Source organism: Acidobacteriota bacterium (assembly GCA_004299485.1).
GTDB lineage: Bacteria > Acidobacteriota > Terriglobia > Terriglobales > SCQP01 > SCQP01.
Map to the genome: position 1 here is coordinate 67,655 of SCQP01000008.1, position 13,394 is coordinate 81,048.

The window sequence follows — 13,394 nt, forward strand, 5'->3', positions numbered from 1 at the left end:
CCGCCGCTGTTTTCGTTCCAGGGACGGATGGAAAGCTGCCACATGCCGGCGAAGAGCGTGTTGGGGTCGTGGGCGTCCATCGAGAGGCCAGAGCAGCCGGTTTGGGCGTTGACTTTGAGAACCTGGGACCAGGATTTGCCGCCGTCTTCGGTGCGGAAGACGCCGCGTTGGGGATTGTCGTTGTAGGCTTGGCCGACGGCGCAGACGAAGACGATTTTGGGATCGTGCGGGTTGATGGCGATGCCGACGACGTGGCCCGAGTCTTCCAGACCCATGTGCTGCCAGTGGCCGCCGCTGTCGGTGGATTTGTAGACGCCGTCACCGGGCGAGGTGGGCTGGCGGATGATGGAAGGCTCGCCGGTGCCGACCCAGACGATATTGGTGGCCGAGGGCGCGAGGGCGATGGCGCCGATGGCGGAGACGTCCTCATGGTCGAAGATGGGCTTGAACGTGACGCCGCCGTTGGTGGTTTTCCACAGCCCGCCCGCCGCCGCGCCGAAGTAGTCGATGAGCGGGTTGCCGGGCACGCTGGCCACCGAGATGTCCCGGTTGCCCTGCGGCCCGACAAAGCGGAAATGCAGCGCCCGCAGCGGATTCGGCGCCTGCGCGCCAGCCGCGAGGCTCAAAACAAGGCCGATGGAAAGGAGACAGGCTGCTAGTGACAGTGATTTCCGCATGGGTAGGCTATTCCTGGCTACAGCGACAAACGGTTCCACCCTAGCACGCCGCCCGATCTGTTTGCAATGCCGGGCCCGATATTAGGCGATGCTTCGAATGGCGGCAGCTTGGAGGAGCCCTGAGCGCCAGCGGGCTGACCCTGCCGGGAGTCGAAGCCCGCACTCCAAGCGACCAACGGGAGCGACCAGGGCAAAAAGTGGCGAGCCACCGGTTTGGACAAGATCGTAGAACGCATGCTCCACCGCTTCGAGGCGCACGACAATACTGAAGTACTGAAATACTGAAGTACTGAAATACTGACCTACATGACGATGTGCGCCCCCTTGCCCAACATGGCGGCGTTGAAGGCGGGCAGCACCGTCGCCTTCAATGCGGCGAAGCCGGCGCGGGCTTGGGTGAGCTGGGCTTCGAGCTTGGCGGTCACGCGGCGCTGGGCGGCGGTGGGGGCGTAGTCGAGGCCACCGGCGGCGTCCTGGGCGCCCTGGCCGACCTGGCCGCTGAGCCAGATGAGGTTCATGTAGACCTTGTAGGCGGTGGGGAAATATTTGTCGTCGCTGAGCATGGATTCTTCGCTCACGAGCTGGTGCTCGACGTCCAGGATCTGGCCGTTGAGCTTGGCCAGCGCCGCGCCGGTCGCGGGCGAGTCGGTCTTGAGCTGGTCTTCGATCTGCTTCCGCCACTGCTCCATCTGGTTGACCATGAGCGAGGTTTGGGTGAGATCGGCCCGCAGGCGGACCTGGAGAGCCGTGGATTCGCGCAGGATGGCGTCGCTGGCTTCGACCTCGGGCGATTTGGTGACCTGGAAGGGCTGGGTGTAGCTGTGGCCGTCGACCGTGAGCTTGACGGTGTAGTCGCCGGGAGCGGCCATGGGGACGCCGGTAGTTCCGGTAATGCCCCAATGAATAATAGTGCGGAACGTCTTGCCCTGATAGCGCGCCTCAGCCCAGATGTGCGGATTTTCGGGCGGGGTGGTGAGCAGCTTGACGAGCGTCGGCGGATCGTAGAGCAGGTTCCAGTAGGCGCCGTTGAGGCCCTGGTGGGCATCCACTTTCATGGTGCGGATCTCGTGGCCTGCGCGGTCGAGGATGTCGAGAGTCACAGGGTTGGTGGGCGCGGTGGGGAGATAGAACTGGAACTGCGGGCGGGCGGGTTCCATCGTGGTGGGATAGACGCTGCGCGTCTTGCGGAAGATTTCGCTCGGCTGGAAGAGCTTGACGTCATCGCCGCTGGGAACAGCGGTTGCGCCCGACTGCTCGAGCGCGGTGATGTGCGGCAGGATGTAGAGGCCGCGGCCGTAGGTGGAGACGTCGACGTCGTGCATGCGGCGCTCGACGTTGATCCAGGTGACCGGGGATGGGGGAAGGCCTTGATTGAAGTGAATCCAATGGGCGCCGTCATCGAGCGAGTAATAGAAAGCGTGACCGGTTCCCGCAAACAGCATGCCCTTGCGATTCGGATTGACGGCGATGGAGAGCGTGTAGTCGAGCGGATTGGAGGAGGGGATGTCGCCGTTGATGCTGGTCCAGGTTTGACCGTAATTGGTGGTTTTCAGCAGGTAAGGCTTGTAATCGTTGCTGCCTGCCATGCGGAAGTCAATGGCGATGGAAACGGTGCCGGGAGTGAACGGCGATGGCGCGATCTGGTTGATTTCGCCCCAGGGCGGCAAATGGAGATGGGCGGTGACGTCGACCCAGTGCGGAGCGGCCTGAGATTCGGCGCCGCGGGTGTACCAGAGTTTGCCATCGTTGGTGCCGGCCCAGAGCAGGCCCTTCACGATAGGCGAGTAGGCGAGCGACCAGATGACCTCGCCGTCGTACTGGGCGAGATTGTCGCCCATGATGCCGCCGTTGTTGACGATGTATTTGGGATTGCGATGGGAGAGGTCGGGGCTGAACTCCATCCAGCGATGGCCGGCATCGGAGGTGCGCAGCACCATCTGGCAGCCGTAGAGGACGTTGTTGTGATTGAAGGGGTCAATCGCCACAGGCGAGGTCCAGTGGCAGCGGTACTTGACCTCGGTCGGCGGAGAGTCGAGGGTGATTTTGGAGGGCGCGACGGAATGCGGCGTGCCTTCGGCGGCGTTGTAGCGGGTGAGTTTGTTGCCGTAGCAGCTTGCCCAGACGATGTTGGCGTTAGTGGGATCGGGGACGGTAAAGCCGGATTCACAGCCGCCGAGATTGAACTGCCACTGCGGGCGGGCCGCGGGCGGGCCACCGAAGCCGAAGCCGCCGATGGGCTTGTCGGAGCCTTCCGGGCTGAAGGCCCAGCCGGCGGGAGATTTTTGCTGCTTGGGATAGGCGGCGAGCAGGGCCTGATTCACCTTGGCCTGACCGCGGCGGCGGAAGAAGCGGGCGAAGTCGAAGCGCGCGCCCTGGGGCATGAAGTCGGCTTTAGGCAGCATGCCGTTGCCGGTATCGGCGCTGAGATCGCTGGGACCGCGCCAGGTGCCGTTGTCCTGGCGGTTGGTGTAGAGCCAGTACGGCACGCGATTGTCGCTGAAGACGTGATAGGTCTGGCCGTTGGGCAGGCTGACGCGGAGGGCGTTGCCGGCGCCGGTCGAGATGCTGGCGCCGCCGTCATCGGTGAGGATGTAATGAGCGGAATTGGTGGGATCGATCCAGGTGTCGTGGCAGTCGCCGCAGCTTGCCGGACCGATGGGCTTGACGCCGGTGCCGCCTTCGCCGGAGAAGGTCTCGCCGCCGTTGGTGGAGTAATGGACGTTGGAGCTGGTGATGAGGACGTTGTTGTCGTTTTTGGGATCGACTTCGATGTGGATGTAGTAACCGGCGCGGCCGATGAGGGAGCGATCCCAGCTCACATCTTTCCAGTTATTGCCGCCGTCGTCGCTGCGCCAGAGGGAACCCTGATCGGCCGTCTGGATGAGGGCGTAGACGCGCTGCGGATGGGAGGGCGCGATGGCGACGTCGATTTTGCCGAGGGGCGAATGCGGCAGGCCGTGACCGGTGAGATGCGTCCAGGTCACGCCGTTGTCATGCGAGACGTAAACGCCGCTGCCGGCGCCGCCGCTGGCCTCAACCCAGGTGCGCTGCTCGACCTGCCAGGTGGCGGCGAAGAGAGTGTTGGGATCGCTGGGATCCATACTCAGGCCGCTGCACGCCGTGTTGGGATTGACGAACAGCGTGCGCTGCCAGGTCTTGCCGCCATCGGCGGAACGGAAGACGCCGCGCGACTGCTGCGGGCTGCTGAGACGGCCTTCGGCGCAGACGAAGACGTTGTTGGTGTCTTTGGGGTTGATGACGATGGTGGCGATGCGGCCGGTTTTCACCAGACCCATATGCTGCCAGGTGGCGCCGGCATCGTCGGATTTGTAAACGCCGTCGCCGATGATGTCGCTGGGGCGGATGACCCAGGGCTCGCCCGTGCCGACCCAGACGACGCTGTGATCGAGCGGCGCGACGGCGATGGCGCCGATGGCGGCCGCATCCTGATCGTCGAAGATGGGCTGGAAGGTGTGGCCCCCGTCGCTGGATTTCCACAGGCCGCCGGAAGCGGAGCCGAGATACACGGTGGCGAGATCGCCGGGAACGCCGGAAGCCGAGGCGACGCGGCCGCCGGGAGGCGGACCCATGAAATGGAACTGCAGTGCCGGCGGGGTGGTGGTCTTCTCGGGACCGCGCGGGCCGCGGCCGAACTGGGCGGCGGCGGGCAGGCAAAGGGCGAGGGTGAGAATGGAGCAAGCGAGCAGCAGCGTCCGGCGCATTGGAAAGACCTCGAGGAAAACAGGAATATAGTAGTTCGCCGTTGCGGACCGTGCCAAGAGAAAATTAATAAAGTATGCCTCCCATTGCTGCCAAACACCCACATGTTGAAAACCGTCATGGCCAAACGTTCAGCGATGACTATTACTGGCTGCGCGAACGGGAAAACCCGGAGGTGCTCGACTACCTCAAGGCCGAAAACGCCTATACCGAGGCCGCGACCGCGGACGCGAAGGCGTTCGGGGAAGCGCTGTACCAGGAGATGCTGGGGCGGATTCAGCAGACGGATTTGAGCGTGCCGGTGCGGCGGGGGGAGTACTGGTATTACAGCCGGACGGTCGAGGGAAAACAGTACCCGATCTACGCACGCAAACAGGGGAGCACCGAGGCGGAAGAGGAGATTCTGCTGGATTTGAATGTGCTGGCGGAGGGGCACAGCTTTCTGGGCCTGGGGGCATTTGCGATCAGCGATGACGCCACCACGCTGGCCTACACGACCGACACCACCGGCATGCGGCGCTACCGCTTGTACGTGAAGGATTTGACGACGACCGGCGGCCTGCTGAAGACGACGGCAGAGCGCGTAACCTCGCTCGAGTGGGCCAGCGATAACCAGACGCTGTTTTACACGACCGAAGATGAAACCACCAAGCGCAGCGATCGCTTGTGGCGTCATCCCCTCGACGGCGCCGCGGAAGAGATCTATCACGAGGCCGACGAGCTCTACAGCATCGGCGTCCAGCGCACGCGCGACCGGGAGTATCTGCTGCTGGAAGCGGCGGCAACCGATTCGACCGAGTTCCGCTATTGGCGCTCCGATGCGCCGGCGAGCGAGCCGCGGCTATTTCTGGCCCGCGAGCGGGATCATAAATATGACCTCGATCACCGGGCGGGGTTGTTCTACATCCGCAGCAACCGCGGGGCGAAGAATTTCCGGCTGCTGACGACCGCGGTGGAGCATCCGGAGCCGCAGCACTGGCGCGAGATGCTGGCGCACGATCCGGAAGTGCTGCTGGAGGGCGTGGACTTATTCCAGGACTACGCGGTGATAGCAGATCGGCGCCTGGGGCTGGAGCGGCTGCGGGTGCTGGAGTTCGCCACAGGCAAGTGGAGCACGATTGCAGTGCCCGAGCCGGTGTACAGTTTGTTCCCGTCAGCGAACCCGGAGTTTGCGACGAGGGCATTCCGGTATCAGTACGAAAGTCCGGTGACGCCGGCCAGCATCTTCGAGTACGACCTCGCGACCGGTGCCGCCAGACTGCTGAAGCAGCAGCCGGTGCTGGGCGGATATGACGCGGCACGATACAAGTGCGAGCGGCTCTGGGCCACGGCGCGGGATGGGGTGCGCGTGCCCATCAGCATCGTTTATCCGTCCGGCTTCGCGCGCGATGGCGCCTCGCCGCTGCTGCTGTACGGCTACGGATCCTACGGCTATGGATTGTCCGCTGGATTTTCGATTTCCCGGCTGAGTTTGCTGGACCGGGGCGTGGCCTACGCCATCGCCCATGTGCGCGGCGGCAATGAGCTGGGCGAGGCCTGGCACGACGCCGGCATGCTGATGCAGAAGAAAAATACGTTTACGGATTTCATCGACTGCGCCGAGTATCTGATCGCCCAGCGCTGGACGCAGCCAGAGAAGCTCGCGATTGAGGGCGGCAGCGCCGGCGGCTTGCTGATCGGCGCAGTCGTGAATATGCGGCCGGAGCTGTTTGCGGCGGCGCATCTGGCGGTACCGTTTGTGGATGTGATCAACACCATGTGTGACGAGTCGCTGCCACTCACGACGGGCGAGTATCTGGAGTGGGGTGATCCGCGGCAGGCAGACGCGTTCGCCTACATGCTCTCGTACAGCCCCTACGACAACCTCGCGGCGCACCGCTATCCGGCGCTGCTGGTCACGACAAGCCTGAACGACAGTCAGGTGATGTACTGGGAGCCGGCCAAGTACGTCGCGAAGCTGCAGGCACTCAACCCGAATGCGACGGTGCTCCTGAAGACCAACCTGGGCGCCGGCCACGGCGGCGCCTCCGGCCGCTACGACCGCCTCAAGGAGACCGCGTTTGAGTACGCCTGGATTCTAGGTATGCTACAGCCATGAGTACGGCGCCCACTTCGATTGCGCATTTCCGTCTCACGGCCCCACTGGGCGCCGGCGGCATGGGAGAGGTCTGGCGCGCGACCGACACCAAGCTCAACCGCGAAGTCGCCATCAAGCTGCTGCCCGCGGCGATGGCGGGCGACGCCATGCGCATGGCCCGCTTCGCGCGCGAAGCGCAGTTGCTCGCGGGCTTGAATCACCCCAATATCGCCGCCGTCTACGGCGTCGAGGAGCGGGCACTGGTGATGGAGCTGGTCGAGGGCCCGACCCTGGCAGAGCGCATCCTGCAAGGCCCCATCCCGCTCGACGAGCTGCTGCCCATCGCCCAGCAGATCGCGGACGGCCTCGAGTTCGCCCACGAGCACGGCGTGATCCATCGCGATCTCAAGCCCGCCAATATCAAACTCTCGCTCGACGACCGCGTAAAGATCCTCGACTTCGGCCTCGCCAAAGCGCTGAGCACCGACTCCAGCACGGATTTATCCGATGCGCCCACCCTCACCACGCCCGCAACCTTGGTGGGCACGATTCTGGGCACGGCCGCCTACATGGCGCCCGAGCAGGCCAAGGGCAAGCCCGTGGACAAGCGTGCCGACATCTGGGCGTTTGGCGCCGTGGTCTGGGAAATGGCCACCGGCGAGCGCCTTTTCGCCGGAGAAACAATTTCCGAGACCCTGGCCGCGGTGCTCAAGGAAACGCCCGACTGGAACCGCGCGCCCGCGCCGCTGCGCCCGCTGCTGCGGCGCTGCCTCGAAAAGAACCCCAAGCTGCGCTTACGCGACATTGGCGACACCATGGCGCTGGTGGCCCAATCGCAACCGGACGCCACAGCTCCCGCACGGACACGCCGCTCACCGCTGGCCGCGTGGATTGTGGCCGCGGTGGCTCTGGCCGTCGCGGCGGTTTTCGCCTGGCTCGCACTCGCCCGGCATCCCGCTCCTGCTGCCTCCGCCGTCGCCTTCACCGTCGCGCCGCCCGCGGATGCGAACTTCGATAACGGCATCGCCGCGCTTTCACCCGATGGCCGCCGACTGGTCTTCGGCGCCGCGCCCAACCAGATGTCGCAGCTGTTTCTGCGCCCGCTCGATTCTGTGACCGTATCGCCTCTGGCCGGCACACAGGCGGCTGGCTCAGTGGATGGCAGCGGCTGGTCGAGCCTGTTCTGGTCGCCGGACGGCAACTCCGTCGCCTACTTCGCCCATGGCGAACTGATGCGCCTCGATCTGAACGGCGGCACTCCCACCGCCCTTGCTCCCGTGCCCAACGACGTCGGCGGAAGCTGGAGCCCGCGCGGTGTAATTCTCTATTGCCCCGCTACGACTGGCCCAATCTTCCGCATCTCGGCCTCCGGCGGCTCGCGCCGGCCAGCGACGGTGGTCGACGTCAAAGCTGGCGAAACCGGCGATGTCATGCCCTGGTTCTTGCCCGATGGCAATCATTTCCTCTTCATGGCCACCACCACCCAGGGCAGCCGGCTCAAGGTGGGCAGCCTGGACTCGCCACGCGTCGTATCGCTCGGAATGGCCGACAGCAACGCCGTTTATGACTCCGGCTCCCTGATCTTTGAACGCAGCGGGGCGCTGGTGGCGCAGCCGTTCGACGCCAGGACCCTCGCCTTCGCCGGACAACCGCAAACGCTTGCCGGCGCCATCACCACCGAGAGCGTTACACCGCACGCCTTCTTCGGCGCCGCCCACGGCACGCTGTTTTATCAGCTCGGCAGCGGCGGCCCCGCACAGCTCGCCATTTTTGACCGCAGCGGCCACCAGTTGCAAACCCTCGCCGCGGCGGCGACATTTGGCGATCTTGAGCTTTCCCCCAATGGCCAGCAACTGGCGGACGTTCAGCCGGACTCGGGCCTCTGGATTTACGACTTGACGCGGAATGCGCGCACGCTGCTGGACCCTTCCGCCAAGAGCACGGCGGCGGCCTGGAACCCGGCGAATGGCCAGATTGTTTACATACGCCGCAACCGCGAACGCTTTGAACTGGTGGAACGCCGCCCCGACAGCGTCAGTCCGCCCACAGTTTTATATTCCGCCTCCATTCCCTTCGTCCCATTTAGCATTGGGCGCGATGGGCGTCTGGCGCTGCTGGGGCAAGCCGGCGACAACGTGCTGGTTCTTCCGCTCCAGGGCGCGGGCAAGCCTTACATCTGGATGGGTTCAAGCCCTGCCGCCCGCATCCACTCCACCGGAGTTGTGCGCGATCTGCAGTTCTCGCCCGACGGCCGCTGGGTCGTCTACATGTCGGACCGTCAGGTCTATCTGACCCAGTTCCCCGGCCCGGGAGCGCGCTATCAGGTCTCGCTGGCGGGCGGCCACCAACCGCGCTGGAGTGCCGACGGCAAAACCATCTACTTCCTCGCTCCGCAACCGCGCCTGATGGCCGTGCCCGTGCGTTTACAGGCCAACGCGGCAACCCTGGGCTCGCCCAAAGCTCTATTCGGGCCGCTGAATGCCTATGGAAGCGGCTATAGCTACGCCGTCTCCTCCGATGGCGGCCGCATCATTGGCTTGCTCAACAGCGGTTCCGCTGCGCCAATCACCGTGATTACACACTGGACATCGTTGCTACGGCATTGACCTATGCGACTTCTTCGCGCTCGCCCGCGCTGCTCTGCCTCATCTCGTTGCCGCAGCAGCAGCGCGGATTCATGGCGCCGCCGCCGCCCGGCTTGGCGCCGCGGGTGACTTCGATTTCGCAGCCGCAGTTGGGGTTGGAGCAGGTGTAGCGTTCGCCGGTTTCCATGGCCATGGCACAGCCTCACAAGGGAAAAGTCCCGGAGGGTTGGATGCAACATCGGCGCTGCGGGAGCGGCGGGCAACAACGGGAAGGCCCTTCGCATCCGTCGAGGCACTATGGCGCAGCGAATTGAGTACAACAAAGTAGCGCCTCTGGCGGTTCATGCCTTGCTGGGGGTGCAGCACTACGTAGACGGACAGACGAGTCTGGATCCGAAACTGCAGGAGCTGGTGAAGATGCGAGCCTCGCAGATCAACGGCTGCGCATACTGCCTGGACATGCATTCGCAGGATGCGCGGCTGAAGGGTGAAACCGAGCAGCGGCTGTACACGCTATCGGCATGGCGGGAGACGCCGTTTTTCAACGAGCGCGAACGGGCGGCGCTCGCCTGGACCGAGGCGGTGACGCAGATCAGCCGGGATCGGGCGCCGGATGAGGTGTATGCAGAGGCGCGACGGCACTTCGACGAAAAGGAGCTGGTGGACCTGACCATGGCGATCATCGCGATCAACTGCTGGAACCGGCTGGCGATTCCGTTCCGGACACCGCCGGGTCAGTATCATCCCCGGCAGCGCCTGGAACTGCGCGAGAAGGCGGCTTAGTTCACACGACGATGCCGCGACCGGGGAAATGGCCGTGAAAAAAGATCGGGAGAGAGAGCACGAGGGCGATGATCAGGATGGCGATGGCGATACCGATGTAGCCGAGCACGAGGCCGGCAATGGCCATGCCGCGCCCGGCAGAGTTGCCTTGCCTGCGCCGGATCTGCACCAGGGCGATGTGGCCGAAGACGATGGCCAGAATGGAGCCGAGCCAGTAAAGCCAGAGAATGCCGAGCACGAGGCTGGCGATGGCAAAACCGTTGGTTTCGCCATTGGCAAGCGCGGCCGCGGGCACGGGCACTGCCGGAGGCGGTGGCGGGAGGGGAGCAGACAGCGCGGCGCCGCAATGCGGGCAGAGGGGCTGAGCGGGATCGACGGGCTGGCCACAGGCGCCGCAGAAATGAGGAGCGTCGGTCATGACAGATGGCTCGCCCGCCGAGTGTAGCACAGGCTAGTTGGGCTGACGGGCGCGGAGGAGGCGGATCTCGGCGATATCGAGTACGTCTTTCAACCTGCCGGCCGCAGCCTTGGCACGCTCCAGGGAATCGAGATCCATGACCTCGACGGTAACGCCATAGAGTGGCAGGACCGTGGCTGTCGCATGCAAGACGCTGTAGCCGCCAATCCCGGCGACCTCGCCGAGAAGATCCAGATCCCCCAGATCCGTGGTCAGCTTGAAATTCAATCCGCTGCGCAACGCCGCCTCGTCGAGACGAAACGGTAGCTCGACAGGCGCATCGCGCAGGCGAGGGCGCAGCGGAGCAATGGCTTCCGCAAGGCGCAGCAGATTGCTGCGCTCGCGGTCGTAGCAGATGTCAAGGTCCTGGGTGCTACGTGCCGAGCCGTGGAGGACGAGGGCGGCGCCGCCAATCACGACGAACGCGACCTCATGCGCCTTCAGCGTGGAGAGCAGTCCGTGAAAGTCAGCGGTCATTTCGGAGCGTTCTTCCAGACGCACCGCAACTCATCGAGAAATGCCAGGAACGACTGCAAGCTCTCCAGACGCTGCTCGGGAGTCATGGCGAGACGCTCGTCGATTTGCGACACGTCAATGCCGCTTTCCATGGTGTCGAGGATCGAATCGGCCCAGGCAATGCGCCGCTCCATGGACCCAGTATAGAGGGGTTCAGGCGCGGGCGGGAGCGGCGACGCGGGCGATCTCGATGCGGAAATGCTCGGGACCGCGAAGGGCGTATTCCCAGCTCATTTCGCCGGGGCGGGCCTGCTCGATCTGGAAGCGGAGGGGCTGGGGGTCGTGGTCATTAACAATGAAGAATTTTTCACCGACGGCGAGATTGTCGAAGGCGTAAAAGACGGTACTGTGGCGCTGGGCGTGGGGGACGGAGCGCAGGTCGAGGTCGCGTCCGCTGGGGGCGAGCGAGTTCCAGAGCGCTTCCGGGGCGGGATGAACGAGGGTGACCAGAAGGCGAGCATCCTCAAGCGCCAGGAGGCTGTGGCGTTCGCCCGGAACCAGGCCGATGATGTCGCCGGCTTTGAGGGTAGATTTGCCGGGCCGATGGTTCAGCTCGACCTGGCCGGAAGCGCAGTAAATGGTCAGCAACCCCTCGGCGGTGTTCTCGGCGAGGGTTTGGCCTTTGCGGAGCGAGACCAGCAGGACGCGGCGGATGGGATCCTCAAGCACGACGCGATGGCCAATATGATGATCGTTGAAATCAGCAGCTTCGAGCACGTTGGTGGGAGTCACGAAATCAGTGTGGCAGGCGCGAGACCGAAGCTGCCGTGACCGGCGTCACGGGGCGAGACTGGCGGCGTTCCGCGTTAGGCTGATAGACATGAAGATCATCGTGGTTGGCGGAAGTGGGACGATTGGGTCGGCGGTCGTCAAGACGCTGGAAGCGAAACGGCACGAAGTGATTGGCGCCAGCCGTAAGGCGGCGGTGAAGGTTGATCTGGAGAATGCGGGGTCGGTCCGGGCAATGTTCGAACAGGTGAAAGACGTTGATGCGGTGGTGTGCTGCGCCGGCGATGCGGCGTTCCGGCCGTTTGCGGAACTGACCGATACCGACTACCAGCTTGGGCTTCGGAGCAAGCTGATGGGGCAGGTGGGACTGGCACGGATTGCCAAAGATTACCTGCGGGAGGACGGCTCGATTACGCTCACGTCGGGCGTGCTGGCGCAGAAACCGATGGCGGGCAGCGCGGCGGTGTCCCTGGTGAACGCGGCGCTGGAGGGGTTCGTGCGGGCGGCGGCGCTGGAGCTGCCGCGGCGGCTGCGGATCAACGTGGTCAGCCCGCCGTGGGTCAGAGAGACGTTGATCCAACTCCACATGGACCCCAATGTCGGTCTGCCGGCCGCCGAGGTGGCCAAAGCTTACGCTGCCAGCGTGGAAGGCGACCGCCAAGGCAGCATCATCGAACCAGGGGTCTCATGAGGGGCTCGAACCAGTGATCGGCAGGGTATTCGGCGGGATTGCAGGATGGGCGATGATCGCGTTTGTGCTGCGCGATGCATTCGAAACCATGATCCTGCCGCGGCGGCTGAACGGGCGGTTTCGCTTCACCCGCGTCTATTTCCAGGGCATCTGGCCAGTGTGGTCGGCGGCAGCAGCGCGGCTGCGCGGCCGGCGCCGGGAATCGGCACTCAGCTTGTTTGGCCCGCTATCCATGCTGCTGCTCTTTGTCCTTTGGGCGGTGATCCTGATTGGCGGATTTGCCTGCGTGTACTGGTCGCTGGGGTCGCCGCTGCAGACACCCGAACCACTGCGCGGCTTCGGCATGGACGTGTACCTGAGCGGGGTCACGCTGCTCACCATCGGCATCGGCGGCGCCGTGCCGCATACCGCCTTCAGCCGCGTACTGGCAGTCGCCGAAGGGGGGCTGGGCCTCGGTTTCGTGGCCATCATCATCAGCTACTTGCCGGTGCTGTACGCCGGCTTCTCACGCCGCGAGACCTCCATTTCGATGCTCGACGCCCGCGCCGGTTCGCCACCCTCGGCGTCGGAACTGCTGCGCCGCCATGCGGGCGCGCTGGAGGAATTACAGACCTACCTGGCGGAGTGGGAGCGGTGGTCGGCCGAGCTACTGGAAACCCATATCTCGTACCCGGTGCTGGGATATTTCCGTTCCCAACACGTGAACCAATCCTGGGTGGCGGCACTCGGAAGCATGCTCGATGCCTGTGCCTTGCTGCTGGCCTGCGGCGAGGATCACTGCACCCGGCAAGCCCAGCTCACCTTTGCGGTCGCCCGGCATGCCGTGGTGGATTTGGCGCAGATTTTCATCCACCGGCTTCCGCGGACGATTCCCGACCGGCTACCGGACGCCGACCTGACCCGGCTGCAGGCGGGGCTGACCGAAGCCGGCGTGCCGCTGCGCTGGGAGGAGGCGAACCGGCGCCAGCTCATTGCCCTGCGCCAGCTCTATGAACCGCATTTGCTGGGAATCGCCGCCCATTTAAAACTGGAACCTCCGCGCTGGCTCGGCAATCCGAACGTCCCCGACAATTGGCAGCGCAGCCCCTGGGATCGCTTCGCCACCGGCGCCACCGGCATCGTCAAGCAGCGCGAACGTGAAGTCGAACGCCACTATTAA

Annotated in this window: 9 protein-coding genes; 5 read left to right on the forward strand and 4 right to left on the reverse strand. The window is 64.5% G+C overall.

The window, feature by feature from the left end; translation table 11 throughout:
- Positions 1–979: 979 nt before the first annotated feature.
- Complete coding sequence (locus EPN33_06680; protein ID TAN22619.1) at positions 980–4,399, reverse strand: hypothetical protein; 3,420 nt, start codon at positions 4,397–4,399, stop codon at positions 980–982.
- A gap of 74 nt (positions 4,400–4,473) precedes the next feature.
- Between EPN33_06680 and EPN33_06685 the strand changes: the two genes are divergently transcribed.
- From EPN33_06685 to EPN33_06695, 3 genes are all read left to right on the forward strand, one after another.
- Complete coding sequence (locus tag EPN33_06685) at positions 4,474–6,495, forward strand: S9 family peptidase (protein TAN22620.1); 2,022 nt, start codon at positions 4,474–4,476, stop codon at positions 6,493–6,495.
- A complete protein-coding gene (locus EPN33_06690; GenBank protein ID TAN22621.1) occupies positions 6,492–9,080 on the forward strand; it encodes a serine/threonine-protein kinase in 2,589 nt (862 codons plus the stop codon). Before EPN33_06685 ends, EPN33_06690 begins: the two co-directional genes overlap by 4 nt.
- 276 nt (positions 9,081–9,356) lie before the next feature.
- Positions 9,357–9,842, forward strand: coding sequence for a carboxymuconolactone decarboxylase family protein (locus EPN33_06695; protein TAN22622.1), 486 nt, complete (start codon positions 9,357–9,359; stop codon positions 9,840–9,842).
- A 1-nt stretch (position 9,843) separates the two neighbouring features.
- Here EPN33_06695 and EPN33_06700 read toward each other — a convergent pair whose 3' ends face one another.
- The 3 genes from EPN33_06700 to EPN33_06710 form a co-directional block, all read right to left on the reverse strand.
- Positions 9,844–10,260, reverse strand: a complete 417-nt coding sequence (locus EPN33_06700) for a DUF4190 domain-containing protein (GenBank protein TAN22623.1) — start codon at positions 10,258–10,260, stop codon at positions 9,844–9,846.
- Between the two features lie 33 nt (positions 10,261–10,293).
- Positions 10,294–10,776, reverse strand: a complete 483-nt coding sequence (locus tag EPN33_06705; protein TAN22624.1) for a nucleotidyltransferase — start codon at positions 10,774–10,776, stop codon at positions 10,294–10,296.
- Positions 10,777–10,968: 192 nt separating this feature from the next.
- A complete protein-coding gene (locus EPN33_06710) occupies positions 10,969–11,547 on the reverse strand; it encodes a DUF2249 domain-containing protein (protein ID TAN22625.1) in 579 nt (192 codons plus the stop codon).
- An 88-nt stretch (positions 11,548–11,635) separates the two neighbouring features.
- Between EPN33_06710 and EPN33_06715 the strand changes: the two genes are divergently transcribed.
- Both EPN33_06715 and EPN33_06720 read left to right on the forward strand, forming a co-directional pair.
- Positions 11,636–12,235 carry a short chain dehydrogenase gene (locus EPN33_06715; protein TAN22626.1) on the forward strand — a complete coding sequence of 200 codons (600 nt, stop codon included), beginning with the start codon at positions 11,636–11,638 and terminating at the stop codon, positions 12,233–12,235.
- 52 nt (positions 12,236–12,287) lie between these two features.
- Complete coding sequence (locus EPN33_06720) at positions 12,288–13,394, forward strand: two pore domain potassium channel family protein (GenBank protein ID TAN22627.1); 1,107 nt, start codon at positions 12,288–12,290, stop codon at positions 13,392–13,394.

Excerpts from the sequence above, each read along its gene's own strand:
- EPN33_06715 (TAN22626.1), top strand. The coding sequence starts at position 11,636 with ATGAAGATCATCGTGGTTGGCGGAAGTGGGACGATTGGGTCGGCGGTC.
- EPN33_06680 (TAN22619.1), bottom strand. The coding sequence starts at position 4,399 with ATGCGCCGGACGCTGCTGCTCGCTTGCTCCATTCTCACCCTCGCCCTT.
- EPN33_06720 (TAN22627.1), top strand. The coding sequence starts at position 12,288 with ATGATCGCGTTTGTGCTGCGCGATGCATTCGAAACCATGATCCTGCCG.
- EPN33_06695 (TAN22622.1), top strand. The coding sequence starts at position 9,357 with ATGGCGCAGCGAATTGAGTACAACAAAGTAGCGCCTCTGGCGGTTCAT.
- EPN33_06685 (TAN22620.1), top strand. The coding sequence starts at position 4,474 with ATGCCTCCCATTGCTGCCAAACACCCACATGTTGAAAACCGTCATGGC.
- EPN33_06690 (TAN22621.1), top strand. The coding sequence starts at position 6,492 with ATGAGTACGGCGCCCACTTCGATTGCGCATTTCCGTCTCACGGCCCCA.
- EPN33_06700 (TAN22623.1), bottom strand. The coding sequence starts at position 10,260 with ATGACCGACGCTCCTCATTTCTGCGGCGCCTGTGGCCAGCCCGTCGAT.
- EPN33_06705 (TAN22624.1), bottom strand. The coding sequence starts at position 10,776 with ATGACCGCTGACTTTCACGGACTGCTCTCCACGCTGAAGGCGCATGAG.